Source organism: Aminobacter sp. GW821-FHT11F06 (assembly GCF_058808215.1).
The window spans coordinates 332,971-357,720 of the sequence record NZ_JBXARL010000007.1 but is presented as its reverse complement, the minus strand read 5'-3'; the positions used below and the strand labels follow the sequence as shown (position 1 = coordinate 357,720).

The 24,750-nt window shown below is 62.9% G+C and carries 30 protein-coding genes; 15 read left to right on the top strand and 15 right to left on the bottom strand.

Annotated elements, in window-relative coordinates; all coding sequences use genetic code 11:
• Positions 1-134: 134 nt before the first annotated feature.
• From AC1RTB_RS19095 to AC1RTB_RS19080, 4 genes are all read right to left on the bottom strand, one after another.
• Complete coding sequence (locus AC1RTB_RS19095; protein ID WP_492879962.1) at positions 135-1,211, bottom strand: HlyD family secretion protein; 1,077 nt, start codon at positions 1,209-1,211, stop codon at positions 135-137.
• A 6-nt stretch (positions 1,212-1,217) separates the two neighbouring features.
• Positions 1,218-2,774, bottom strand: a complete 1,557-nt coding sequence (locus AC1RTB_RS19090) for an MFS transporter (RefSeq protein ID WP_492880299.1) — start codon at positions 2,772-2,774, stop codon at positions 1,218-1,220.
• Positions 2,775-2,912: 138 nt separating this feature from the next.
• Positions 2,913-3,356, bottom strand: a complete 444-nt coding sequence (locus tag AC1RTB_RS19085; protein WP_492879963.1) for a MarR family winged helix-turn-helix transcriptional regulator — start codon at positions 3,354-3,356, stop codon at positions 2,913-2,915.
• 171 nt (positions 3,357-3,527) lie between these two features.
• Positions 3,528-4,187 carry an ArsR/SmtB family transcription factor gene (locus tag AC1RTB_RS19080; protein ID WP_492879964.1) on the bottom strand — a complete coding sequence of 220 codons (660 nt, stop codon included), beginning with the start codon at positions 4,185-4,187 and terminating at the stop codon, positions 3,528-3,530.
• Between the two features lie 159 nt (positions 4,188-4,346).
• On the opposite strand from AC1RTB_RS19080, the gene AC1RTB_RS19075 reads away from it, so the two are divergent.
• Positions 4,347-4,814, top strand: a complete 468-nt coding sequence (locus tag AC1RTB_RS19075; protein WP_492879965.1) for a DUF2938 domain-containing protein — start codon at positions 4,347-4,349, stop codon at positions 4,812-4,814.
• A 65-nt stretch (positions 4,815-4,879) separates the two neighbouring features.
• Positions 4,880-5,230 (top strand): ArsC family reductase, encoded by a 351-nt coding sequence (locus tag AC1RTB_RS19070; RefSeq protein WP_492879966.1) that lies wholly within the window; start codon positions 4,880-4,882, stop codon positions 5,228-5,230.
• Here AC1RTB_RS19070 and AC1RTB_RS19065 read toward each other — a convergent pair.
• A complete protein-coding gene (locus tag AC1RTB_RS19065; RefSeq protein WP_492879967.1) occupies positions 5,222-6,136 on the bottom strand; it encodes a LysR substrate-binding domain-containing protein in 915 nt (304 codons plus the stop codon). The genes AC1RTB_RS19070 and AC1RTB_RS19065 overlap by 9 nt on opposite strands.
• Before the next feature lie 94 nt (positions 6,137-6,230).
• Between AC1RTB_RS19065 and AC1RTB_RS19060 the strand changes: the two genes are divergently transcribed.
• Positions 6,231-6,440, top strand: coding sequence for a hypothetical protein (locus AC1RTB_RS19060; protein ID WP_492879968.1), 210 nt, complete (start codon positions 6,231-6,233; stop codon positions 6,438-6,440).
• Here the strand turns inward: AC1RTB_RS19060 and AC1RTB_RS19055 are convergent.
• Positions 6,437-6,841, bottom strand: coding sequence for an MAPEG family protein (locus AC1RTB_RS19055; protein WP_492879969.1), 405 nt, complete (start codon positions 6,839-6,841; stop codon positions 6,437-6,439). The genes AC1RTB_RS19060 and AC1RTB_RS19055 overlap by 4 nt on opposite strands.
• A 159-nt stretch (positions 6,842-7,000) precedes the next feature.
• Between AC1RTB_RS19055 and sbmA the strand changes: the two genes are divergently transcribed.
• On the top strand, positions 7,001-8,278 hold the full coding sequence (gene sbmA, locus AC1RTB_RS19050; RefSeq protein ID WP_492879970.1) for a peptide antibiotic transporter SbmA: 1,278 nt from the start codon (positions 7,001-7,003) through the stop codon (positions 8,276-8,278).
• Between the two features lie 490 nt (positions 8,279-8,768).
• Here sbmA and AC1RTB_RS19045 read toward each other — a convergent pair whose 3' ends face one another.
• A complete protein-coding gene (locus tag AC1RTB_RS19045; protein WP_492879971.1) occupies positions 8,769-9,761 on the bottom strand; it encodes a polysaccharide deacetylase family protein in 993 nt (330 codons plus the stop codon).
• Positions 9,762-10,312: 551 nt separating this feature from the next.
• Here AC1RTB_RS19045 and AC1RTB_RS19040 point away from each other — a divergent pair.
• The 9 genes from AC1RTB_RS19040 (at position 10,313) to AC1RTB_RS19000 (ending at position 17,286) form a co-directional block, all read left to right on the top strand.
• Positions 10,313-10,978 carry a tetratricopeptide repeat protein gene (locus AC1RTB_RS19040; protein WP_492879972.1) on the top strand — a complete coding sequence of 222 codons (666 nt, stop codon included), beginning with the start codon at positions 10,313-10,315 and terminating at the stop codon, positions 10,976-10,978.
• 10 nt (positions 10,979-10,988) lie between these two features.
• Positions 10,989-12,425 (top strand): ribosome biogenesis GTPase Der, encoded by a 1,437-nt coding sequence (der, locus tag AC1RTB_RS19035; RefSeq protein ID WP_492879973.1) that lies wholly within the window; start codon positions 10,989-10,991, stop codon positions 12,423-12,425.
• A 234-nt stretch (positions 12,426-12,659) separates the two neighbouring features.
• Positions 12,660-13,847: a cell wall hydrolase gene (locus AC1RTB_RS19030; protein WP_492879974.1), complete on the top strand. Its 1,188-nt coding sequence runs from the start codon at positions 12,660-12,662 to the stop codon at positions 13,845-13,847.
• A 241-nt stretch (positions 13,848-14,088) separates the two neighbouring features.
• A complete protein-coding gene (locus AC1RTB_RS19025; protein WP_492879975.1) occupies positions 14,089-14,499 on the top strand; it encodes an AtpZ/AtpI family protein in 411 nt (136 codons plus the stop codon).
• A 39-nt stretch (positions 14,500-14,538) separates the two neighbouring features.
• Positions 14,539-15,288, top strand: coding sequence for a F0F1 ATP synthase subunit A (locus AC1RTB_RS19020; RefSeq protein ID WP_492879976.1), 750 nt, complete (start codon positions 14,539-14,541; stop codon positions 15,286-15,288).
• 72 nt (positions 15,289-15,360) lie between these two features.
• The gene (locus AC1RTB_RS19015) at positions 15,361-15,585 is read left to right on the top strand and encodes a F0F1 ATP synthase subunit C (protein ID WP_476781895.1); all 225 of its coding nucleotides are present in this window, start codon (positions 15,361-15,363) and stop codon (positions 15,583-15,585) included.
• A gap of 62 nt (positions 15,586-15,647) precedes the next feature.
• The gene (locus AC1RTB_RS19010; protein WP_492879977.1) at positions 15,648-16,247 is read left to right on the top strand and encodes a F0F1 ATP synthase subunit B; all 600 of its coding nucleotides are present in this window, start codon (positions 15,648-15,650) and stop codon (positions 16,245-16,247) included.
• Between the two features lie 10 nt (positions 16,248-16,257).
• The gene (locus AC1RTB_RS19005; protein ID WP_492879978.1) at positions 16,258-16,737 is read left to right on the top strand and encodes a F0F1 ATP synthase subunit B; all 480 of its coding nucleotides are present in this window, start codon (positions 16,258-16,260) and stop codon (positions 16,735-16,737) included.
• A 153-nt stretch (positions 16,738-16,890) separates the two neighbouring features.
• A complete protein-coding gene (locus tag AC1RTB_RS19000) occupies positions 16,891-17,286 on the top strand; it encodes a DUF4180 domain-containing protein (protein WP_492879979.1) in 396 nt (131 codons plus the stop codon).
• Between the two features lie 21 nt (positions 17,287-17,307).
• Here AC1RTB_RS19000 and rnhB read toward each other — a convergent pair whose 3' ends face one another.
• Together rnhB and AC1RTB_RS18990 are read right to left on the bottom strand one after the other, a co-directional pair.
• Entirely contained in the window at positions 17,308-17,958 is a 651-nt protein-coding gene (gene rnhB, locus AC1RTB_RS18995) for a ribonuclease HII (protein WP_492879980.1), read from the bottom strand.
• A 152-nt stretch (positions 17,959-18,110) separates the two neighbouring features.
• Entirely contained in the window at positions 18,111-19,265 is a 1,155-nt protein-coding gene (locus AC1RTB_RS18990; RefSeq protein WP_492879981.1) for a PA0069 family radical SAM protein, read from the bottom strand.
• A gap of 147 nt (positions 19,266-19,412) precedes the next feature.
• Here AC1RTB_RS18990 and AC1RTB_RS18985 point away from each other — a divergent pair, with 147 nt between their 5' ends.
• Positions 19,413-19,916: a glycosyltransferase gene (locus AC1RTB_RS18985; RefSeq protein ID WP_492879982.1), complete on the top strand. Its 504-nt coding sequence runs from the start codon at positions 19,413-19,415 to the stop codon at positions 19,914-19,916.
• Between the two features lie 6 nt (positions 19,917-19,922).
• On the opposite strand, the gene moaB is transcribed toward AC1RTB_RS18985, so the two are convergent.
• From moaB to AC1RTB_RS18955, 6 genes are all read right to left on the bottom strand, one after another.
• A complete protein-coding gene (gene moaB, locus AC1RTB_RS18980) occupies positions 19,923-20,474 on the bottom strand; it encodes a molybdenum cofactor biosynthesis protein B (protein ID WP_492879983.1) in 552 nt (183 codons plus the stop codon).
• A gap of 12 nt (positions 20,475-20,486) precedes the next feature.
• Entirely contained in the window at positions 20,487-21,350 is an 864-nt protein-coding gene (locus AC1RTB_RS18975; RefSeq protein WP_492879984.1) for a 4-(cytidine 5'-diphospho)-2-C-methyl-D-erythritol kinase, read from the bottom strand.
• A 10-nt stretch (positions 21,351-21,360) separates the two neighbouring features.
• On the bottom strand, positions 21,361-21,546 hold the full coding sequence (locus tag AC1RTB_RS18970; protein WP_476781887.1) for a hypothetical protein: 186 nt from the start codon (positions 21,544-21,546) through the stop codon (positions 21,361-21,363).
• A gap of 77 nt (positions 21,547-21,623) precedes the next feature.
• Positions 21,624-22,454 (bottom strand): S49 family peptidase, encoded by an 831-nt coding sequence (locus AC1RTB_RS18965; protein ID WP_492880300.1) that lies wholly within the window; start codon positions 22,452-22,454, stop codon positions 21,624-21,626.
• A 105-nt stretch (positions 22,455-22,559) separates the two neighbouring features.
• A complete protein-coding gene (locus AC1RTB_RS18960) occupies positions 22,560-23,330 on the bottom strand; it encodes a tRNA1(Val) (adenine(37)-N6)-methyltransferase (RefSeq protein WP_492880301.1) in 771 nt (256 codons plus the stop codon).
• A gap of 26 nt (positions 23,331-23,356) precedes the next feature.
• Complete coding sequence (locus tag AC1RTB_RS18955) at positions 23,357-23,581, bottom strand: putative signal transducing protein (RefSeq protein ID WP_492879985.1); 225 nt, start codon at positions 23,579-23,581, stop codon at positions 23,357-23,359.
• 149 nt (positions 23,582-23,730) lie between these two features.
• Here AC1RTB_RS18955 and AC1RTB_RS18950 point away from each other — a divergent pair, with 149 nt between their 5' ends.
• Positions 23,731-24,747: a polyprenyl synthetase family protein gene (locus tag AC1RTB_RS18950; protein ID WP_492879986.1), complete on the top strand. Its 1,017-nt coding sequence runs from the start codon at positions 23,731-23,733 to the stop codon at positions 24,745-24,747.
• The last annotated feature ends 3 nt before the right edge of the window (positions 24,748-24,750 follow it).

Genomic DNA, 24,750 nt, shown 5'->3' with positions numbered 1-24,750 from the left:
AGGGTGGGGGTGCTTTCGCGCTTGCCTGACAATTCCAGGCGTTCAAATGGCAAGGTTGAAATTGGCCTGGCACCCTGTATCCCTCCCCACAAGGGGGAGGGAGGGCGTCAACGCCGAGTGTAGGTGTCTGCAAGTCAGTGCGCCGCCGCCTCGGCCTGCGGCTGCGAACTCGTGTCGAGGCTGACCACCACCGACATGCCGGGCGACAGTTGTTCCGCCATCGCCTGGCCCGGATCGATGCTGATGCGCACTGACAGGCGCTGCGCCACCTTGGTGAAATTCCCCGTGGCGTTATCTGGTCTCAGCACGCTGAATTCCGAGCCCGTCGCCGGCGCGAAGCGCTCGACATGGCCAGTCAGCGTTCCATGACCGAGCGCATCGACGGTGAAGGTTACCGGCTGGCCGACCTTCATGTTGGCAAGCTGGGTTTCCTTGAAGTTGGCGACCACCCAGGTGCGCTTGGGCACCAGCGCCATCAGCTGCGTTCCCGGCGCCACATATTGGCCAAGCCGTGCGCCGACCTCGCCGAGCCGTCCGTCTTCGGGTGCCACGATGCGGGTGTTCTTGAGGTCGATTTCGGCCAGATGCACGGCGGCCTCGGCGCCTGCGACCGCTGCCGCCAGCGACTGGCGGCCGACGATTGTCGATTGCAGGTCCTGGCGCGACACTTCGGCGGCCGCTTCCGCCTGACTGTTGGCGGCGCGCGCCTGTTCGAGTGCCGTGCGCACCTTGTCGGCCTCGCTCAGCGTCGACACGCCGCGCTCAAGCAGCGGCTCGATCCGGCCCCAGCTGGCCTGGGCGTTGTCATAGGCAACCTTGGCGGACCCGATTTGCGCCTCAGCCGACTTGACCCGTGCTTCGGCCGAGTGCCGCTGCTGCTCAGAATTGGCCAATGCGGCCTGCTGTGCGGCAAGCGTCGCGCGTGCCTGCTCAAGCTTCTGCACGAAGATGCGGTCGTCGATCTGGACCATAAGCTGGCCTGCCTTGACGTCCTGGAAGTCCTGCACCGCCACTTCGGCGATATAGCCCGAAAGCTGTGGTGCCAGGATGGTCGCCTGTCCCCGCACATAGGCGTTCTCGGTGACCACGACAGAACTCTTGAAGGGCGGCAATTGCCAGACATAGAGGATCAGCGTCAGCCCGGCGATACCGAGGACTATGGCCAGCAACGTACTGGCGGAACGCAGGAGGTGGAGACTTTTCGTAAGCATGGCGGTTCACGCGGTGGCTGGGAGTGGGGGCGCTGCCATCCGCTTGCGGATGGCGACGATGGCGATGTGGGCAAAGAGCAAAAACAGCAGCGCAAGCGCGATGGCCGTGATCAGCATGAAGGCGTCGTTGTAGGCGAGCACATTGGCCTCGCGTGTCGCTTGCTGCGACAGCAAAACCAGGCCTTCGGCGTTCACCAGAACCTTGTCGGTGATGACCTTGGAATAGGCGCCGCCGAGCTGGGCGACGCGTTGCGCCACCAGCGGGTCGGTCAGCGCGATGTGCTCGATCAGCACATTGTGGTGGAACTGCTCGCGGATCGTAATGAAGGTGGTGAAAACAGCCGAACCGAGCAGGCCGCCGATGCTCTGAGTCGCCAGAAAGACGATGATGAAGCTCAATATGTAGTTCGGGCCCTTCTTCAACGCCGACATCAGTCCGCTCTTCATGGCCGGCGGCAGGATCAGCGCACCGGCAAAGGCGATCAGCGCCTGGCTGTAGAAGACCTGCTCCGGCCGCGTCAGATTGGTGGCGCGGCTGTCGAGGAAGGCACCTACGGCGATCATGATCAGCGCTGCGATATGGATGCGCTCCTCCTTGCCGTGCTTCATCAGCATGGCACAGGTCGCACCGCCGGCGATGGATGCGACGAGGATAACGCCATAGACCGGGCGGGTTTGCTCGTTGGTCATGCCCAAGGCCTGGAACAGGCTGGACGCGCCGAGCGCCTGTTCCGACAGCACCAGTCGAAACATCAGCAACACGCCGGTGAAATGCAGGATCGGCGGGCTTGCCAGCCAGCGAATGTCGAGCAGCGGGTTCTTGCGGTTGAGTTCGATGACGGCGGCGATGGTGATGCACACAACAGCGAGTGCCAGAAGCACGCCGATCCATGGCGCTTCCAGCCACCAGTACAGTCGCCCGAGCACCAGAACGATTGCGGTCGAGCCGAAGCCGACAGCGATCAGCAAATAGCTGACAACGTCGAGCTTCTCGATCACCTTGGCGCGCGGCTGCGGCGCCAGCGGCAAGGCATAGACCAGGGCAAAGGCAACCATCGCCATGCCGAGTTCGAACATGGTCACGGCATGAAAGCCGCCAAGGTCGAACAGGGAAGGGGAGATCAGTCGCGCCAGCGGTGCGCTCAGCGTGATCGAAGTCAGCGCCATCGGCAGGCCGATATTGAGCTTCTTCTCTGGAGGAAACGATTCCAGCATGTAGAGGAAGGCCAGCGACGACATCGGGGCTGCAGCGATGCCGCTCATGAAGCGCACGATCAGCGCCGACGGCAGGTCGCGGATGAACAGATTGAGCACGCAGGCGATGACGAAGCCGAGGATGCTGAGCTCGGCAAAATTGCGCAGGCCGTATTGCGTTCTGATCTTGATCAGCGCGAGCGACAGCGACACGTTCGGCGCCATATAGGCGGCGACCAGCCAGGTGGTCTCGTTGACGGTCGCGCCGATCGAGCCCTGGATCTGCGGGATGTTTGCGGCAACGAGGTTCATGCCGAGCCCTTGCGTCAGAGACAGCATGGCCGAGGCGCAGATATAGGCAGCCGCCATCAGTGGCGGCTTGGCCACGAAGGGCGGCGGCGCGGGCGCGGCAGGAGCCGGCGCCTCTGTCGCTACGTCGGCCTGTTGCGGCTCCGCCGCCTCGTGGCGTCCTTCGTCTGGGTCTGCTGGCTGCTGCATCTCGGCCACTCAGTCCTCGGCGGCATCGCCGATGTTGCGGCTCAGGATGCTCAGCACGCGCGTCGCGCTTTCGATATCGGCGTCGTCGACGCCAGCCAGCACTTGGTTGCGCAGTTCTTCGACAAAGGCGACCATGCCGTCGGTTTCGCGCCGGGCGGCGGGCGTGAGGAAAATCCGCTTGGCGCGGCGGTCATCGTCGGTGGTGCAGCGTACCACCAGCCCCTTCTTTTCCAGCCCGTCGAGAAGCCCGACAAGCGACGGCTGCTCGATATGCATCAGCTCGGCGAGTTCAGCCTGGGTGTCGCCTTCGCGTTCGGCGATCTGCATCAACAGCCGGGCGCGCGCCAAGGTCAGCCCGCGCTTCTTCACCCGGGCGTCGAACATCGTCCGCAGCTTGCGGTTGACCTTCAGCAGTTCATCGAAAAACGCGCTCTTCAAGACGTCGGCGCTCATCGCGGCTCTCATTCATTAGGATAGATATGATTAGGTTCCTATGTAAATTGGCTGGACGTGTTTGACAAGGGCATTGCGCCTAGACAGTTAGGCCTAGGTCAACACAAAACAGCTAAAATGCAGGCATGGACGCCCGTGATTTCAGCTTGAGAGCATAGTGGTGGGATTGATCTAGGTCTCGACGCGAAATCCGGCCGCTTTCCAGTCCGGGAATCCGTTCTCCAGCCTGCTCGCTTGCAAACCCTTCGCGTGCAAGGCCGCGACGGCATCGACGGAGAGGATGCAATAGGGACCTCGGCAATAGGCAACGATTTCCTGATCCGCCGGAAGCTCGGCGAACCGGCACTCGAGTTCTTCGGCAGGGATGTTGATCGCGCCCGGCAGATGCCCCAGCGCGAATTCTTCATGCGAGCGAACATCGAGCAAGGTGATGCTGCCTTCCTGCATCCGCGCCAGCAGCTCTGCCGGCGAGATCGCTTCCAGCCTCTCGCGCCGGCCGACACTGTCGGCGATGAGTTCGCGGATTTCCGAGCGGTTGTGCTCCGCATGATGCCTAAGCGCTTTCAGCAGGGGCAGAATCGGCCCGCTTCCTAGCCGATACAGCACGTGCTTGCCGTCCCGCCTGGTCTGCACAAAACCCGCACGTCTGAGCTGTTGCAGATGCTGCGAGGCGTTGGCGATGGACAGGCCGCAAAGCTCGGCCAGCCGCTCGACGGATCGCTCGCCCTGGGCGATGTGTTCGAGCAACATCAGCCGGTGGCCATTGCCAAGCGTACGCGCGAGCTCGGCGATGTCGGCGAAGATCTGGGTTTCTGCTGAGATCATTGACATGAAGCTATCATTCCTCCATCAATCAATCAATTAAGTTATTGAATGTTGATGGCGACCGACGATGTGAGACCGTCGTCGGGGAGGCGCGGAAGGTGACCCTCGACGCGCCGCCAATGAAAGCAGGTGAATGAAGTGCTGGAAATCTTTGGATACGCAGTCTTGATCGGCGTTGGCGCAACGGTCGTGATGGATATCTGGGGCATCTTCCTGAAGCGCTGCTTCGGCATTCCTTCGCTCAACTTTGCGATGGTCGGCCGCTGGATCGGCCATTTCCCGCGCGGCCGCTTTGTGCATGGCGCAATCGCTCAGGCGGCGCCGGTTCGCGGCGAGGGTGTCATCGGCTGGAGCGCACACTATGCCATCGGCATCGTCTTTGCCGCTGTCCCGCTCGCGATCTGGGGCCTCGACTGGGCGCGTCAGCCGACACTGCTTCCGGCGTTGATCGTTGGCGTGCTCACGGTCGCAGCGCCCTTCTTCATCATGCAGCCGGGCATGGGGTCCGGCTTCGCCGCGTCGAAAACGCCCAAGCCGAATGTTGCGCGTCTACGCAGCCTGGCAACCCATACGGTCTTCGGCTTCGGCCTCTACGCGTCAGCCCTGCTGCTTGCCAAAACAGGCTTCATATAGGAAGCAAACCGCATCTGAATTGGCCGAGTCGGTACTCAACGCCGGCCTGTCGCGCGGAGGCGAGCTTGCCCATCATCATGTACGGCATCAAGAACTGCGACACCATCAAGAAGGCGCGCACCTGGCTCGAAGGCCGCGGCATGCCTTACGATTTCCACGACTACAAGGCTTCAGGCATCGACCGCGAGCGGCTGGAGAAATGGGTCAAGGAATTCGGCTGGGAGACCGTGCTCAACCGCGCCGGCACCACCTTCAAGAAGCTGCCCGATGCCGACAAGGCCGGCCTCGATGCAAACAAGGCCATCGCCCTGATGCTCGCCCAGCCCTCGATGATCAAGCGCCCGATGCTCGATCTCGGCGAGCGCCGCATCGTCGGTTTCAAGCCCGAGATCTACGAAGCGGCCTTCTCAGGCTAGACGCGTTCCGAACCGCGCCATGGTCGCTGCGATCTCTTCGCGCAGCCAGTCCGAAAAATCCCTGACCTTGCGCGGCGGCCGTTCGGCAGCCTGCGTCACCAGATAATAGCCGAGCCCGCTCGCCACCGTGATGCCGAACGGCGCCACCAGCCGCCCGTCGGTCAGCGCATCTGCCGACAAAAGCTGCCAGGCCAGCGCCACGCCCTGGCCGGCGATCGCTGCGTCGATGCCGAGGATCGGATCGGTGAAAGCAGGCCCCGCCGGCAGAACGGGGTAGGGCGCAAGCCCCGCCGCCTCGAACCAGCGCTCCCAGCTGATCATCGTGCTCTCGTCGGCGATGACGGGCAGTTGGGCGATGTCGGCCGGCGTCTTCAGCCTCGCCGCCAGTGCCGGCGCGCAGACTGGAAACACCTCCTGCGCCAGAAGCAGCTCCGCCCGCACGCCAGGCCATTTGCCGTCTCCCATGCGGATCGCGAGATCCACGTCGGAATGGTCGAGATCGACAAGCCCGGTCGAGGCGTCGATCCGGAGCTTCAGTTCGGGAAAGCGCTGGTTGAAGCTGTTCAGCCGTGGCACCAGGAAGCGCGAGGCGAAGGCGGGCGCCACCGACACCACCAGCATCTTCGAGCTCGCTTCATCGGCAAGGGCGACGGCGCGCGAAATCTCCTGAAATCCGGCTGTCAGCCTGCGTGTGAATTCCGTCCCGAAGGCGGTCAGCACCAGTCCCGACCCGCCGCGCCGAAAGATCGCGCGGCCGAGCTGGCGTTCGGTGCGCGTGATCTGCTGGCTCACCGCACTCACCGAAACGCCAAGCTCGTCGGCGGCCTTGACCAGCGCGCCGCCGCGCGCCACGCTCTCCACCGCGCGGAGCCCGTTGAGGTGGACGCGATTGAGGTTAGAACTCAAGTTTTTCTAAACTCCAGCCGGCAAGTTCTTGATTGAAAGATGCGTGATTGTAGCGATTTTGGAGTGAGAGGATCAACGCCTCAGGAGAAGGCAAATGAAGATTTTCTCAAGTTTGCGCGCACTGCTGCCTATCCCGTCGTCCAATGCTGAGTCCGACAGCGAACGCTGCCTTGCCTGGATGCGCGACCCACTGTCCCATCCCGACATCGCGCGCATGGACGCCCGCGAACTCGGCGACCTGCCGTTCAGCCGCGGCTTTCGCCGCTCGCTGCCCGGCCTTGGCGGTGGAGCGTGTCGTACCTAAAGCAGCACGATGGCATGCCCGAGCACGCCGAGTGCCGCTGCCGCGAGCGTCAGCATGCTGAGGCCAAAGCCAGTGGCCCGTTGCCATTGCCGGCCCCGCTCGCGGGTAAAATGCCAGGCGTGCACCGCGCGCCCGAAGGTGAAGACCGCTCCCAGCACATGGATCGCCACCACAGGCGCACCCAGTGCTGCCGCGAGCCCGAGCAGGATCAGCATGACAGGTACGTTTTCGATGGCGTTGGCATGGCCGCGCATCGTGCGGCTGAGATGCTCGATCCCGCCGTCACCAATCAGCACCATGTGCTTTCGCCTGACGAGTGCTGTCGCCATCGTCAGCCACAACAAGATGAAGGTGTTGAGCGCGGCATAGAGCCCGGCTGCGGCATAGGCTGACTGGTTCATGTCGCACGTTACCTAACTGTAATCTGCAAAAGCCGAAAATCGCCACGATCGCGCGCGCAATGCAACATGGGCGCGCCGCCGGGGATTCCCTTGTGTCGCGAAGTGTGACTTCATGCGGCCAATTGGCAATGCCGCCGTCTCCGAAAGGAACCCGGAACCGTGTTCGTATCCTTCTTCCCGCAGCCGAAGCTGTTTTTCTCCTCGGCTGCTCTGTGGAGCCTGGCGCTTGTCCTGGCCTGGTTTTTCGGAGGCGAACAATTGGGAGCCGTCTTCGGAATGGCCCCAGCCTTGGCCGACGCGCCCAAGATCATCGGCATCTCGGTGTTCTGGTCGCCGCCCTTCCTGTGGTTCTACATCTATTTCTTCTTTGGCGTGATGATCTTCTATGCCTTCTGGAGCTGGTATTCGCCCCACCCCTGGCAGCGCTGGTCGATCCTCGGCACGGCCCTCATCCTGTTCGTCGTCTATTTCCAGGTCCAGGTCAGCGTCGCCGTCAACAACTGGTACGGCCCGTTCTACGACCTGATCCAGAATATCCTGTCCAAGACAACGACAGCGACCGACGACCAGCTTTATTGGCAAATCGCCAGCTTCGCCGGTCTGGCGCTGATCGGCATGAACGTCGCCGTCGTCAATGCCTTCTTCGTCAGCCACTGGGTCTTCCGTTGGCGCATGGCGATGAACGGCTACTACATGGAAAATTGGAGCCGGCTGCGCCACATCGAAGGTGCTTCCCAACGTGTGCAGGAAGACACCATGCGCTTCGCCCAGATCATGGAAGGCCTGGGCGTCAATTTCATCGATTCGATCATGACGCTGATCGCGTTTACGCCCGTGCTCATCCAGCTGTCGACGCACATCACGCATCTGCCGCTACTGGGCGAGATCAAGCAGCCGCTGCTCGTTGCCGCGATTGCCTGGTCGCTGTTTGGAACGATCAGCCTGGCGCTCGCCGGCTACAAGCTGCCCGGCTTGCAGTTCCGCAACCAGCGTGTCGAGGCGGCCTACCGCAAGGAACTGGTCTATGGCGAGGATCATGACGATCGAGCCCAGCCGGCGACGGTCGCCGATCTGTTCACCAATGTCCGCCGTAATTATTTCCGGCTCTATTTCCACTACGTCTATTTCAACGTCGTGCGTTACACTTACCTCCAGGCCAACAACATGTTCTCGCTGATCGTCATGGTGCCGTCGATCGCCGCGCAGAAGCTGACGCTCGGCCTGATGAACCAGATCAGCTACGCTTTCTCGCAAGTCACCAGCTCGTTCCAGTTCCTGGTCAATTCGTGGTCGACGATCGTTGAGCTTTTGTCAGTCTACAAGCGTCTGCGCGCCTTCGAAGCGACGCTCACCGGCGGCGAGCTGCCCGACATCGACAAGCGTTATCTCGACCGCGAAAAGGCTGGCCTGGAGCCGGAAGACCAGCCGGTGGCGTGATTCTGGTCAGATGGGGCCTCGCCCTATGCAATGGAGGGGGCTGCGAAGCGTTTGAGGAGGGGTGAGGACGAGCCGTTGGCTCTGTTCGCTTCCGATCGAAAGCCGCTGGATATGCAGTTGGCCGTCATGTGATCGGCTTACTGCTAGCCCTTCGGGCATATTCGATGGCCTTCTGGATATACGAAACAACTTCTGCACCGCTTCTGACATCGCTTGGGTTGCGGCATGGATTCCCGACACTCTCCGCTCGTTTCACTCGCTCACGAGGTCGGGAATGACGAGCTTTGTTGACCGTTTCCGCCAATCGCCAACGCTGGAGACTGGCGGAAGCGTCCCCCCGCAATCCGTCATTCCCGACCTCGTGAGCGAGTGAAACGAGCGGAGAGTGTCGGGAATCCATGCCGCGACGCAAATCAGAGGCGGCGCAGGATCCGCTAGCTGGCAGGCAGGATCTGTGCATCAACGTGCAAATGCGCCAGCAAAAGCGCGCTCACCCGCCGGCCTGCACCGGCGCTGCGTTGCCCTTCGCCACATAGTCGGCATAGCTGATGCATTCGACATCGGCCTTGACGCAGACCTCGCCGGCGAAACGCTCCAGCGCGCGCCAATAGGCGCCGTCGTTCATCAGCGTGAAGTGAAAGCCGATCTGCAGCGGAATGCGCCCGCCCGCATATTGCTTGTCGAAGGCCGCGTGGAACGCGTCATAGGCGCGGGTTTCGTATCTGGCGGCCTCGTCAGGCTTGTCGACGCCGCCGGAATGGCGAACAAACAGATTGTAGTCCATCGCGATGACGCGCCGTTCCGACGGGCCCTCGGGAATCAGCGGCAGGGCGAACTCCATCATGCTGGCGTCGAGTTTTGGCTCTTCCGGCTCGCGTGACACGCCGCTGGCATTGTAGGCAAAGCCCTTGTCGCGCAGCGCTGCCGTCAGCCCTTTGCTGTCCGAGAGATAGGGCGCGCGAAAACCTGTCACCGAGGCTGCGATCCTGGCCCATCCCGCTGGCTCGGCCGATATGCCATTGATCTTGTAGGCGTCGCGCATGACAGTTGAAAACGCGTCGAACTCCTTGGTCCAATCGGCCTTGCTCCATTTGCCACCGTCGAAATGGCCGCAGGCGTGGCTTGCGATGTCATGACCCTCGGCGGCAGCGAGGTTGATCTGGCCGAGCCGATCGACCACCTCCTGCTTGTCCATGGCAAAGCCGACATTCGACCTGCCTGCCGATTTTCCGGGCGCGAGATATTCGCCGCGCGTTTCGCGCGACAGCAAAAACACGCAAGACAGAAAATAGGTGAAGCGCGCGCCTGTCCGGGCCGCCAGGTTGCGGCTGCGCTGCCATTGCGCAAGGTCGTGGGCGCCATCGAAGGAGATCAGCACCACCTGCGGCGCCTTGACGTCCTCGACCTTGGGGGCAGGGCCGGCCACCGCCGGAAGGGCGATCAGCGACGCGGACAAAAGGACACTCGGGAACGCTTTGGACATGTTTTGGGGACTGCTGCGCAATTTCAGGGGATTTGGTGACGTCGGGCGTTAGCCGCCAAATGTGGCACGTCTGCGTTCGGCATGGAATGCGACATGCGGCAGCCAGCACTTGGGGCAGGCCGCTTCGGCGTGGAATGGTTCTCCACGGTTGCTGACATTTCCAACGCCTTGGCTCGTTCTATTTCAACGTCGCGATCCTTCGCACCCCCCTCTGGCCTGCCGGCCATCTCCCCCACAAGGAGGGAGATCACGCCGTCATCGGCGCTCGGGCCAACTACCAACGTCGCAAGGCTTGTCCTTATGACGTTGCAGAATGAGCGCCGCCGGTTACGAGACTAATCTCCCTCCTTGTGGGGGAGATGGCCGGCAGGCCAGAGGGGGGCAACGTAGAGCTCACCAAGTGCCGCTTGCTCGGCCACCCAATTTAGTCGAAGGGCGCGAGGAGCAGCGCCCACCCACCGAATTTCCACCCCGCCCCCTTCCATGCCGGCAAAATTCCGTTAAAACGCAGGCTCAGAACGGGCCCCGAGGGGCGAAGGTGGTTGGATAGTATGTCGGACGACAGTTTCTTTCGTGAGGTGAACGAGGAAATTCGCCATGAACGGGCGAAGGCCCTGTGGGACCGGTATGGTGCCGCGGCAATCGTCGCCGCCGTGCTGGTCGTCATCGGCACCGGCCTGTTCGTCGCCTGGGAATATTGGCACGAAAGCAGCGCCAACCAGTCCGGCGATCAGTTTTCGCAGGCGCTTACGCTTGCCAATTCCGGCAAGGCCGACGAGGCGCTCGCCGCTTTCGACGCGCTGGAGAAGGATGGCTACGGTGCTTATCCGCTGCTCGCCCGTATGCGTGCGGCAACCGTCCAGGCCGACAAGGGCGACTTCAAGGCCGCCGTTGCCGGCTTCGATGAAGTGGCCGCAGACACCTCCATTCCCGGCGTCATCCGCGACATCGCGCGCCTGCGCGCAGCACTGCTTCTTGTCGATCACGGCTCTTATGCCGATGTGTCGAGCCGCGTCGAGACGCTGACCAACGACACCAATCCGCTACGCCATTCGGCGCGCGAGGCGCTTGGCCTTGCTGCCTGGAAGGACGGCAAGCTCACCGACGCGCTCAAGCTGTTTGAGCAAATCTCCTCCGACGACGGCGCGCCGCGCAACGCGCGTCAGCGCTCCAACCTCCTGGCCGAACTGATCCGCGGTTCCGGCAACGCGTCGTGATGCGGCTCTGATGGCTTTCAAGATCGCCATAATCGGCCGACCGAACGTTGGCAAATCCACGCTTTTCAACCGCCTGGTTGGAAAGAAAATCGCCCTTGTCGATGACACGCCGGGCGTGACGCGCGACCGCCGCGTCCATCCGGCCAAACTCTACGACCTCGTCTTCGACGTCATCGATACTGCCGGTTTCGAGGACGCGGCTGCAGCGACCCTTCAGGGCCGCATGCGGGCGCAAACCGAGATCGCCATCCACGAAGCCGATCTCATCTTCTTCATGGTCGACGCCAAGGCGGGCGTGACCCCTGACGACCGCACCTTCGTTGAGATCGTTCGCCGCTCCGGCAAGCCGGTGGTGCTCGTCGCCAACAAGTCCGAGGCGCGCGGCGCTGAGAGCGGTGCGCTCGAGGCATGGGAACTGGGTGTCGGCGAGCCGGTGCAGATCTCGGCCGAACACGGCCAGGGCATGCCAGACCTGCGCGACGCAGTTGTCGAGGCACTTGGCAAGGAACGCGTCTTCGCCGATGACGAGGACGACGCAGACGACATCGCCGAAAGCGACGTGCTGATTGGTGAGGACATCACCGATCCCGACGCCGAGGATGTCCATGCTTATGACGAGACCAAGCCGCTCAGGATCGCGGTTGTCGGCCGCCCCAACGCGGGCAAGTCGACGCTGATCAATACGCTGCTCGGAGAAGAGCGCCTTTTGACCGGGCCCGAAGCCGGCATCACCCGCGATTCGATTTCGGTCGACTGGGACTGGCACGGCCGCAGCATCAAGATGTTCGACACCGCTGGCATGCGCCGCAAGGCCAGGGTCCAGGAAAAGCTCGAGAAGCTGTCGGTGCAAGATGGCCTGCGCGCCATCCGTTTCGCCGAGATCGTCATCATCGTGCTCGACGCGACGATCCCGTTTGAAAAGCAGGATTTGCAGATCGCCGACCTGATCATCCGCGAGGGCAGGGCGCCCGTCATCGCCTTCAACAAGTGGGACCTTATCGACAATCCGCAGGAAGCGCTGGCCGAACTGCGCGAAAAGACCGAGCGGCTGTTGCCGCAGGCGCGCGGCCTGCAGGCCGTGCCGATGTCGGCGGAGACCGGCCGTGGGCTGGACAAGCTGATGGACGCGGTGATGAAGACGCACCGGGTCTGGAACAGCCGCGTGTCGACCGGCAAGCTCAACCGCTGGCTCGAAGGCATCCTTGCCCATCACCCGCCGCCCGCTGTCGCTGGCCGCCGGCTCAAGATCAAGTACATCACCCAGGCGAAGACGCGGCCCCCCGGCTTCGTGCTGTCCTGCTCGCGCCCCGATGCGATGCCGCAGTCTTACGTGCGCTATCTCGTCAACAATCTGCGCGAGTCCTTCGACATGCCCGGCGTGCCGATCCGCATGGCGCTGCGCACCTCCGACAATCCTTTTGCCGGACGCGCCAAGAAAAAACGCTGACAAGTTCAAAGGGCTCGCATCATGCGGGCCCTTGCCACATTGCCGCAACGCCGCATCGACCCGAAAATCAGTTCAGATTTTCGGAAAGTACGATGCGCAAATTCAAAGCGTTAGAGCGTCTTTTGCGCGTCCAAGAGGACGCGCGTCGCTCTAAGGGCGCGCGTTAACGCTCCATCAAGGTTAATGCTTCATTTTTCTCTCCAGTAGGGGTGTGTTGCGTCCTGGAGAGTTTCTGTGCATCGACGAGTTGTGAAGCGGCGGTTTGTTGCTGCCCGCGAGGGTAGACGTTCGTTCCTGGCGCCCGCCGTCGTCGGGCTCGGAATCTGGCTCGGCTTTCCCACCGTCGCCGCCTACCAGGACATGACCAGCCTCGTCTCCGGCCTTGAAGGACAGAGCACGCGCTGGGGGTCTTATGTCGAGAAATCGGCAGCCGGCTCGGTCCATGCCGCCGAAATGCCCTTTGTCGACGGCATCATCACCGGTCCGATGTCCGGCTCGGGCGTCAAGATCGCGGGCGTCGGCACCGTCTCGTTCAGGGGCAAGAAATTCGGCGCCCCCGATGTGCCTGACGAAGAGCGCGTCGTGCGCGTCGACAAGAAGGGCCGCATCATCCATGTCGCGCGTTTTGCGCCGCCGAAGAATTTCACCGCCGGGTCGGTGTTCGAACGCACCAGCTCGCTTCTGCGCCCAGGTCCCGACAGTAGCCTCAAGCTGACCTTCGCCAAGCCCGACATCAAGGGCAAGGAAGTCCAGATCGCCGCCGCCTTCCACGTCAAGGAAACCAGGGAGAATGCCTCGCCCGGCGTACCGGCGATGCTTGCGTCGCTGGTCACCAACGACAAGGCCGACGTGCTGGCCACGGCCTACGCGCCTGCCGAGCCCGATTACGCCAAGGCCTCGCCGTTCGAAGCGCTGTTGGGCAGCGACGACCAGGCCAACGGCCGCTTCATTCCGCCGATGGGCGAGGGCGATCACTGGTGGCTGGGAAACCCGCTGCCGGCCGGCGTGTTTTCAAAGGCCGAACAGACATGCCTGGCCACCGGCATCTATTTCGAAGCGCGTGGCGAATCGCTGCGCGGCCAGGCGGCTGTCGCCCAGGTCATCCTGAACCGGGTACGCAACCCGGCCTATCCCAACAGCATCTGCGGCGTCGTTTATCAGAACGACGGTTGGTTCAACCGCTGCCAGTTCTCGTTTGCTTGCGACGGCACCAAGGACCGTGTCACCAGCCCCTCGCATTACAAGACCGCCCAGGACATCGCCATGGCGGTGACCGCCGGCAAGATCTTCATCCCGGAAGTGGGCTCGTCGACCCATTATTACGCCAACTACGTCAATCCGGGCTGGGCGCGGGGCATGAAGAAGATGACCAAGATCGGCCTGCACATCTTCTATCGCACCTATGGCGGCGGCTGGAGCTGATCGCGCCGGAGACCCGGCTGCTTGGGGCAAGCGAGTCCCCGATTGCGTACGGATTCGGCAGGTGATCGCCGACTGGCGGCGAGGGCAGGATGTCGCACTTCACCAACTCTCTGATTTTACTGACTAAAATACTTAGTTAGAAGGGTGTCCGCGTGGCTTGACGGGCACCCACCCTCTAACTATGTTGCCGGCGACTTTGAAGCGGACGAACGGATACGCTCGGACCGGGCGGGAGTTTGCAATGGCCAAGCCATCAGGGCCGGGCGATACTGGAAACGACCGGCCTGAAAATCGAGCCGAAAACGATCGTCGCGACGATGAACTTGAGCGCCGCCGGCTCAAGCTTGAAGCAACACTTGCGACAAGACGCCCGGCAAGCCGCGAGGGGGAGAAGGGTACAGGGTCGAACGGTGTGACCGGCTACGGCCAGGCACTCAAGCTGTCCAGCGAGTTCATCGCCGGGATTGCGGTGGGTGTCGGTCTGGGTTGGATCATCGATCGGCTGGCGGGCACGTCGCCTTGGGGCTTGATCGTGTTTCTGCTGCTCGGCTTTGGTGCCGGTGTGCTCAATGTCCTGCGTTCAGCGGGAATGGTTACTGATGCCGGCATAAGGTCGCCCGACAGGCGGCCGGACGAGCCGGAAAACAAATAGTAGTGCCGCAAGGCGCAATTTAGGCGAAGGGGGGCCAGCGTGGCCAACGATCCTATTCATCAGTTTCAGCTCTCGAAATTGATTCCGATCGAGATCGGCGGCCTCGATTTCTCCTTCACCAATTCGGCTGCCTTCATGGTCGCCACAGTGGTTTGCGCCAGCGCCTTCCTGTTCCTGACGACGTCGAGCCGCGGCCTGGTGCCGAGCCGCATGCAGTCGATTTCGGAGATGTCGTACGAATTTGTCGCCTCGATGCTGCGCGACGCCGCCGGCTCGCAAGGCATGCGGTTCTTCCCGTTCGTGTTTTCGCTGTTCATGTTCGTGCTCGTCGCCAACCTGCTCGGCCTGTTCCCCTATTTCTTCACCGTCACCAGCCATCTCATCGTCACCTTCGCGCTGGCGCTGCTGGTGATCGGCACTGTCGTCGTCTACGGCCTCATGAAGCACGGCTTCGGCTTCTTCAAACTGTTCGTGCCGCAAGGCGTGCCCGGCATATTGGTGCCGCTGGTGGTGCTGATCGAGGTGATCTCGTTCCTGTCGCGCCCGGTTAGCCTGTCGGTTCGTCTTTTCGCCAACATGCTGGCCGGCCACATCACGCTCAAGGTTTTCGCCGGTTTTGTTACCTCGCTGAGCGCGCTTGGCGCCGTCGGCGTTGCAGGCTCGCTGCTGCCGCTGCTGATGACGGTCGCCATCACCGGTCTGGAAGTCCTGGTCGCGTTCCTGCAAGCCTATGTGTTTGCGGTGCTGACCTGCATGTACCTCAACGACGCCCTGCATCCGGGCCATTGAGCAAGAATTCGTCGGCGGGTAATCGCCGGTCGGGAAATCGCAACTAAGTTTCGATCCACAAGGAGTTGGACAATGGAAGTAGACGCAGCAAAGGCAATCGGCGCAGGCATCGCCTGCCTCGGCATGGGTGGCGCGGCCATCGGCCTCGGTAGCATTTTCGGTAACTACCTGTCGGGCGCCCTGCGCAACCCGTCGGCAGCTGATGGCCAGTTCGGCCGCCTGATTTTCGGCTTCGCCGTGACCGAAGCTCTCGGCATTTTCTCGCTCCTCATCGCTCTGCTGCTCCTCTTCACGTGAGAGCCGGCTAGGCGATTTAACCGGCCGCGCGTTGCGGCCGGTAGGATGGACAGGGGAAAGAGATGTTTGTCACACCGGGTTATGCCGAGGAAGTCGCTCCTGCGGCTGGAGCAACTCAGACCGATGCCGGTGCCGGGGCTCACACGAGCACGGGCGCTGAGCACGGCGCAAAAGGCGTTTTCCCGCCCTTTGATTCGTCGTCCTATCCTTCGCAGCTCTTGTGGCTCGCGATCACTTTCGGCCTGTTTTATCTCTTCTTGAAAAACGCCGTGCTGCCGCGTGTCGGCGGTATCCTTGAGGTGCGTCGCGATCGCATCGCAGGGGATCTCGACCAGGCCGCCCGGATGAAGTCCGAGGCGGATGCGGCGGTTGCCGCATACGAGCAGGAGCTTGCCGAGGCGAAAGCCAGGGCAAACGCCATCGGCCAGGAAGCACGCGACGCGGCCAAGGCGGAAGCCGAAGCCAAGCGCAAGGAAGTCGAAGCCGGGCTGGACCAGAAGCTCACCGCGGCCGAGGCTCGCATCGCTACCATCAAGGCTAACGCCATGAAGGAAGTGGGCTCCATCGCCGAGGACACCGCTGTGGCGATCGTCCAGGCTCTGGGGGCCGGCAAGGTCGACAAGGCCGACATCGCTGCCGCCGTCAAGGCAGCGGGCAAGTAGGAGCAAGGCCATGGACGCAACATTCTGGGCCACAGTCGCTCTCGTCATTTTCATCGCACTTGTCCTGTACCTGAAGGTGCCGGGCATGCTGTCGAAATCGCTCGACGAGCGTGCCGACCGCATCCGAGCCGAGCTCGAAGACGCACGCAAGCTTCGTGAAGAAGCCCAGCAGCTGCTCGCCGAGTATCAGCGCAAGCGCAAGGAAGCCGAGAAGGATGCAGCTGACATCGTCGAGTCGGCCAAGCGCGAAGCCAGCCTTCTCGCCGAAGAAGCACACAAGAAGACCGAAGAGTATGTTGCTCGCCGGACCGCGCTTGCCGAGCAGAAGATCGGCCAGGCGGAGCGCGAGGCGGTCAACGAAGTCCGCGCCAGCGCTGTCGACCTCGCGGTCGAAGCGGCCCGCCAGATCCTCGGTGGCAAGGTCGACACCAAGACCAGCGCCGATCTTTTCAAGGGTTCGGTTCAGGAAGTGAAGGCCAAGCTCAACTAAGTCGAGCACGCCTAGCAGATCAGAAAAAGCCGCTGGAATTTCCGGCGGCTTTTTTGTTTTCCAGGCACCGCCCGAAAACGGGCGTCTCGCGTCAGGCAAGCGTTGGCTCGACGCCCGACTTGCGCGTCACAACTGCGGCTGCTAGCCAGTGGCATGAACCAGATCGTCGAAATTCAGCATTTGCGCGTGCTCCAATTCACGCACCAAGGCGCGATCCTGCGAACCGCCGCCGACGCCAATGACTTCATCAGCGAGGCGTGGTCGAATGAAGCGGCCTTCCTCGCCATCCCCGTGGAAAGGCTCGGTCCGGATTTTCTCAAGCTCAGCACCGGCGTTGCCGGCGAGGTGTTTCAGAAATTCGTGAATTACGGTCTTGGCTGCGCCGTCGTCGGTGACATCACGCAGGCGCTCGATGGCAGCGGGGCACTTCGCGACTTCGTGCGCGAAACGAACAAGGGCAAGTCGATCTGGTTCGTTGCGGACTTCGACGAACTTCAGCGCAGGCTCGGCAAGCCATCGCCTCAGGGCCAGCAGGGCCAGCAGGGCTAGCGCCTTCATTTTCTGTCGGGGTTAATCCCTGAACGGGGCGAAGGAAATACGGTGCAGGCGAAGCGAGGCACCGTGCTCGATGATCGCGGCGCGATGACGTGCCGTAGCGTAGCCCATATGGACTTCGAAGCCGTAGCGGTCGTCCTGCGAGCCGCAGACAGACATCATCCGGTCGCGCGTTACCTTGGCGACGATGGACGCCGCCGCAATGGATTGCGAACGCTGGTCGCCCTTGACCAGCGCACGGCAGGTGCAGGCAAGGCCAGGGGGCACGTCGCGGCCGTCGGCGAGGGCTGATTTGGCGGTCATAGGCAGGCCTGCCAGCGCCCGGCGCATGGCTTCCAGGCTCGCCTTGCGGATATCGCTGCGGTCGATGCTGTCGGCCGAGACGGAAGCCACGGCAACGCCGAGCGCCTTGCTGAGCACCTCGTCGAACAGCTTCTCGCGCTGCGCCGCCGACAGGCGCTTCGAATCGTCAAGCCCAGCCGGGATGTTGTCGGGGTCCAGCACGACGGCAGCCGCCACGACCGGGCCAGCAAGTGGCCCACGCCCGGCTTCATCGAGCCCCGCGCACGGCCACAGACCAGCTGCGATCGCTTTCTTTTCGAAGGCGAAGTCGGGCTTTTCGATGAATTCGAAGAGGGGCGGAGAATCGGAACGCGGGCGAGCCATATTGCGGCGATGCTCGCATCGGCTCCGATTCTCCGCAAGTCTTTCCCGACCGATTGGGGCGGCGGTCAGGAAAGGCACACCGTCAGCTGGCCACGGGGAGAGGCCGGACGGGGTGGTGGAGACGAACCGGCAAAGCGGTTCGCCGTATCGGGTCAAAGCAGCGTCAGCTGCAGCTGGTCCTTGGGCGCGGCTTCAAACAGGTCGGTCCTGAGCGGCGTGCGCACGGCATTGAGGCCAAGGCGCAGGGCGGCAATCTCGAAGCGGCGTCCGATCTGCCAGGCGTAGGGACCTTTGCCCTTCATGCGTTTGCCCCATTCGGAGTCGTAGTCCTTGCCGTCGCGCATCGAGCGGATCAGTGACAGCACATGGCGGTAGCTGTCGGGATAATGGCGCAGCAGCCAGTCCTTGAAGATCGGGCTGACTTCGAGCGGCAGGCGCAAGATGACGTAACCGGCACCTGTCGCCCCAGCCGCCTTTGCCGAATCAAGGATGCGTTCGATCTCCTGGTCTGTGAGGCCCGGGATGATCGGCGCCACCATCACCGAGACAGGCACGCCGGCATCGGACAATTGCCTGATCGCCTCAAGCCGCTTGGTCGGGGTCGCGGCGCGCGGCTCCATGGTGCGAGCCAGCATGCGGTCGAGCGTGGTGATCGACAGTGCGACCTTGGCGAGGCCCTTTTCGGCCATGCGGCTGAGGATATCGATGTCCCTGACGACCATCGCCGACTTGGTGACGATGCCGACAGGGTGGTTGCGAGCCTCCAGCACTTCGAGCACCTCGCGCATGATGCGCCAGTGCTTTTCGATCGGCTGGTAGGGATCGGTGTTGGTGCCGATGGCGATGGTGCGCGGCTGGTAGCCGTCCTTCGACAGCTCGCGGTCGAGCAGCCTTGCCGCGTCGGGCTTGGCGAACAGCTTGGACTCGAAGTCGAGCCCGGCGGACAGGCCCATATAGCTGTGCGTTGGCCTGGCGAAGCAATAGACGCAGCCATGCTCGCAGCCGCGATAGGGATTGATCGAGCGATCGAAGGAAATGTCGGGCGACTCGTTGCGGGTGATGATGGTGCGCGGCTTTTCGACCTGGACCTCGGTCTTGAACGGCGGCAGTGCCTCGATGGTGCTCCAGCCATCGTCGAAGACGTGGCGGCTGACCGGCTCGTAGCGCCCGGAGGGATTGACGCCCGCGCCACGGCCGCGCCGGCGCTCGTGATTGATGCGCAGGCCGCTTTCCTCGATCATGGCATTGGCCATTCCGGCTCCGCCGCCCTTGAAGGCGGCAATATCGGCCCGTGCAATGGGTTCCATTTCACTATCTCCCGAAGGGAAAACGGCCGCCCGTCGATTCGTTCGGCATGAAACTATTCCTATTTTGAAAATGAGAACAAAGCAAGAACTTTGTGATTAGAGCAGCGAAGCTGGCGCTTTGGCCGCCTTTCGGATATGCGGCTAGATATGCTGAGCGTTCTGATCGAGACCAAGGACGACGAGGAGGGGCTGGCGCGTACGCTGGCCTCGCTGGTCGGTGGTGCGGTCGAAGGTGTCGTGCGCGAGGTGATCGTCTGCGACCTTGGCTCGACCGACCAGACCCATTACGTCGCCGAGCATGCCGGCTGCGCCTATGTCGCCAGCGGCGGTATCCAGGCAGGCATCGCACAGGCCAAGAGCGATTGGCTGCTTTTGCTCGAGCCGGGCGCCCGGCTCGCCGAGGGCTGGACAGAGAGCGTCGTGCGCCACATGAGCCGGGTCACGATGGCCGCGCGCTTCACGCGGTCGAGGTCTAGCAACCGGTCGTTCTGGGCGCGTGTGACCTCACGGCCGCATGCGCTGGAGCAGGGGCTGGTCATCACCAGGAAGCAGGCGGCGGTGCTGGGCCGCAATGGCGCCGATGCCGAAGGCATCGCGCGCGGGCTGGCGATGAAAACGCTCGACGCAGAAATCGTCGTGGCGCAGCAGTAGTTCGCCTCAGGCCGGCTTGGCCCCACCGCGCCTGAGATGCTCGTCGAGGCGCGGCATGATCTCCACGAAATTGCACGGCATGTGGCGGTAGTCGAGCTGTGCCTTGAGGATGCCGTCCCAGGCATCGCGGCACGCGCCGGGCGAACCCGGCAGCACGAAGACGAATGTGGCGTTGAGCACGCCGCCGGTGGCGCGCGACTGGATCGTCGACGTGCCGATCTTGTCGTAGGAGATGCGGTGGAAGACTGCGGAAAAGCCGTCCATGCGCTTTTCGAAGATCGGCTCAAGCGCTTCCGGAGTGACGTCGCGGCCGGTGAAGCCGGTGCCGCCCGTGGTGATGATCACGTCGATTTCGGGATCGAGCGACCAGGCGGTGACGCGGTCGCGGATCTGGTCCTTGTCGTCGGTGACGATGTCACGCGCCTTGAGCATATGGCCGGCCTCGGTGATGCGGTCGGCGAGCGTCTGGCCCGATCTGTCGTCGGCGAGCGTGCGCGTGTCGGAGACGGTGAGCACCGCGATGCGGACGGGTACAAAGGGGCGGGGCTCGCTTGACATTGTCTTGGGCTCCTAGGTCCGGGTCGTGGTGGCGGCGCTGAACCAGTTCGGATGCTCGCCTGAGATGGACTTCGCGGCGCGCGAGGCGGCAGCAGCACTGTCGAAGATGCCGAAGCAGGTGGCGCCGGAACCTGACATGCGGGCGAAGGCAGCACCAGACCGGCGAAGGGCGGTCAGCACCTCGGCAATCGACGGTTCGATTGAGATTGCCGCAGGTTCGAGGTCGTTGCGCGTCGCGGCAAGCCATTCGAGCACCGTGTCGGCGGTGTCGAGCGGCGCAAGTGCTGGGTTGTCGCGCGAGGCCAGCGCCCGGAACACTTTTGGGGTCTGGACCGCGACGCCGGGATTGACCAGCACCAGATGCAGCGCGGGGAAATGCGCGACGGGCTCGAGCTTTTCGCCGATGCCGCGCGCAAACAGCGGTCGCCCTGCCAGGCACATCGGCAGGTCGGCGCCGAGCGGCAAGGCGAGGTCGGCGAGCGCTACCGTGTCTGGGATGCGCCACAGCCGCTTCAAAGCCCGCAATGTGGCTGCCGCATCGCTCGACCCGCCGCCGATGCCGGAGGCGACCGGCAGGTTCTTTTCGAGCGAGATCGAAACCGGTTGCGCCGTATAAGCAGGATAGGCAGCGCGCAGTGCGTCGCGGGCGCGCAGGACAAGGTTGCCGCCGTCGCGCGGCACATCGCCAGCGAACGGGCCATCGACGAAGAAGCGGTCCTCATTTGAGGAGGTCACAGTGATGCGGTCGCCGAGATCGGCGAATACGACCAGAGAGTCGAGCAGATGGTAGCCGTCCGAACGCTGGCCGGTGACATGTAGTGCAAGGTTGATCTTGGCCGGGGCGAGTTCGGCGAGCGCGACGCTGTTCAAGGTCACGGGCTGGTCGTCAGTCCTTCTCGAGCCGGTATTCGCCGGTCTCGGGATCCTTGACCAATGTGCCGTTGGCGCCGGTCTGGCGCTGCTTTTCGCTGCGGCGCACCTTGGCGGTCACCCGGTTGGCTTCCTTGATGAAGGAGCGATAGCCGATATATGCCACCACGCCGACAAGCACGAAAAAGATGAGCTGAGGCATCGTCATTCTCCTCCCGTCGGGGGCCGGCTTTCCGGCCAGTCGGGTTTTCCCGATGATAATCCGCTATTTCTGCTTTTTCAAAGGCCGAACCGGCTCCACAGCGCGCGCTCTTCCGCCGCATCCACAAGCCCGGTGGCAACCGCGCCCGCGACCTCGGGCGTGAAGCCCATGGACGACGAACCGAGACCCAGCCTGCGGCCGAACAGACCACGCGGTGCGGTGATCAGCTTGAGCTCGACCTTGGCGCCATAGCGGTCCCGAAGCACTGTGCGCATATCGCCGAGCGCGTCGACCAGGCCGAGTTCCAGCCCCTTCTTGCCCGACCAGAACAGGCCGGTGAACAGATCTGGGTCGTCCTTGAGTTTGGAACCACGGCGGTCCTTGACCATGTCGATGAAGGTCTGGTGCACTTCGAGCTGCAGCTTTTTCAGCCGCTCGACATCTTCCTTCTTTTCCGGCTTGAACGGATCGAGCGTCGCCTTGTTTTCACCGGCGGTATAAACGCGCCGCTCGACGCCGATCTTCTTGATCAGCTCGGTGAAGCCGAAGGACGACGACACGACGCCGATCGAACCGACGATGGAGGAGGGGTCGACGATGATCTCGTCGCCGGCAATCGCGATCATGTAGCCGCCCGAGGCGGCGACATCCTCGACGAAGACCAGCACCTTCTTGTTTTTCTCGGCGGCGAGGTCGCGGATGCGCTTGTAGATCAGGCGCGCCTGCACCGGCGAACCGCCGGGCGAGTTGATCGAGATGGCGACAGCCGGCGCGCTGCTGATCGCGAAGGCCTTTTCGATCAGGCCTGCGGTGGTTGCCAGCGAAAGAGTGGGTCGGAACTGGCCGCCGCCCGACATGATGGCGCCTTGCAGCCTGATGACGGGGATGATGACTTCGCCGCCACGCATGGATTTCGGCAGCAGGCGGCGGAACGGGTTCTTCACTTAGTCTCTCCGGTCAGTGTCATGCGGGATGTATGTATTCTTGCGACATCCGCAATGCTCGAGCGTTGCTCAATCGCCGAAAAGCGACGAGCGGCCGCTGCTTATGTCTTGGGCACGTTGCGAGAAGCTGTCGTTTTGCTCATGCAGCACCAGTGGCGGGCATAGCGCCAGCGGTGCTCGCGAGGCCCGCACCGCACGTATGATGACGCGGATCGCTGGGGCGTCGGCGCGCGGGTGCACCGGAACGATCTCCGCCTTGCCGAAGCGCCCGTCCATGGCAGTCAGGATCGGTGCCAGCTGCTCCGGCCTGGCGATGATGGCGAAGCCGCCGCGTGGCTTGACCACGGCTGCGGCACTGCGAATCCAGTCTTCGAACAGCCCGTCTTCCATGACATGCGCCTGGCGCTTCAGCGCATCAGGCGTCGGGCGATGGTGCGGTGGGTTGAAAGGCGGGTTCATGATGACGAAGTCGAGCGAGGCATTGGCGAGCCCGGCTTCGGTTCGTGCCTTGCCGGACAGGCCAACGTCGGCGACGAGCACCGAAGCGCGCTGGGCGAGCTGTGTATTGCCCGGATGGGCAAGCGTGGCGTTGGCGAAAGCCGCCATTTCGGGGGTGAGTTCGACCAGCAATACCTGTGCGCCCTTGCAGCGTGAGGCAACCGCAAGCCCGGCGGCACCGGCGCCAGCGCCAAAATCGGCGAGCCGCCCGGAAAACGCTGCCGGTACCGCAGCCGCCAGCATCAACGCGTCCATGCCGGCGCGATGACCGTCATTCCTGGGCTGGACCAGCCAGAACGCGCCGCGATGGAAAGCGTCCACCGTATGCGGCGGCAACTCCATATCTTCGGCTGATGGCGGCTGGGTTGTCACTTCTGGCGGATTTCGTGCTCGATGCCGGCGTCGGTGAGCAACTGCCGCGCTTCGTCGGCGTCGTCGGCGTCGATCATGATGCGGCGCGACAGGATGCCGATCGAACCGTCGAGCACGCTCATGTTCTGGTCGGCGACGAAGCAGCCGATACGCGCGTCGCGCAGCAGCGATTCCACAAAGGAGATGATGACGGCGTCGTTGGTGCGGATGAGTTCGATCATGTGGTGAAATTCGCAGTTTGGTGCGACGAAGTAAACGCTACGTGTTGCACCGCGCCAATTCGCCACTTGCGGGCACCGTGCATGGCGCCTTAGAATCGCCTAAGAGATACGCGCGCGACCACGCGTCTGTGTAATTGGGAGTGTTGGCCTTGGGTGTCGTTCTCAACATCGAGAAGGGAAAGCGGGACACCGCGTCGATCAAGGACCTGATCGACCTGACCTCGTCCGACATGACCAGGGTCAATGAGCTGATCCTGTCCAAGGCAGGCTCCGATGTCGAGATGATCCCGGAGGTGGCCAACCACCTTATTTCGTCGGGTGGCAAGCGCTTGCGCCCGATGCTGACGCTCGCAGCTGCCCAGATGTTCGGTTATTCCGGCGAAAACCACGTCAGGCTCGCCACGTCGGTCGAGTTCATGCACACGGCAACGCTGCTGCATGACGATGTCGTCGACGAAAGCGATTTGCGCCGGGGCAAGAAGACCGCCCGCACCATTTGGGGCAATCAGGCAAGCGTGCTCGTCGGCGATTTCCTGCTCGGCCAGGCTTTCCGCATGATGGTCGAGGTCGGTTCGCTCGAAGCGCTCGACATCCTGTCTTCCGCCGCATCGATCATCGCCGAAGGCGAGGTGATGCAGCTTGCGGCCGCCAAGAACCTCGAAACCACCGAAGACGAGCATTTCGCCGTCATCAAGGCCAAGACTGCAGCGCTGTTTTCGGCTGCCGCCGAAGTCGGGCCGGTGATCGCAGGCGCATCGAAGAACGACAAGGCAGCCCTTCGCTCCTACGGCATGAACCTCGGCCTTGCCTTCCAGCTCATCGACGACGCGCTGGATTATGGCGGGTCAAGCAAGGACCTCGGCAAGAATGTCGGCGACGATTTCCGCGAGGGCAAGGTCACGCTTCCGGTCATCCTGAGCTATCGCCGGGGCACCGCCGCCGAGCGTGCGTTCTGGAAAAGCGCGATCGAGGACGGCGTTTCCGACGATGCCGCACTTGAAAAGGCTGTCGGCCTGATGGTCCGCCACAGTGCCATCGCCGATACGATCGGCCGTGCCAGCCACTTTGGCGAGATCGCCCGCGACGCACTCGCACCGCTCGAACAGACGCCGCAGAAAGCGGCCTTGCTCGACGTCATCGATTTCTGCATCAGCCGCGTCGTTTGAGGT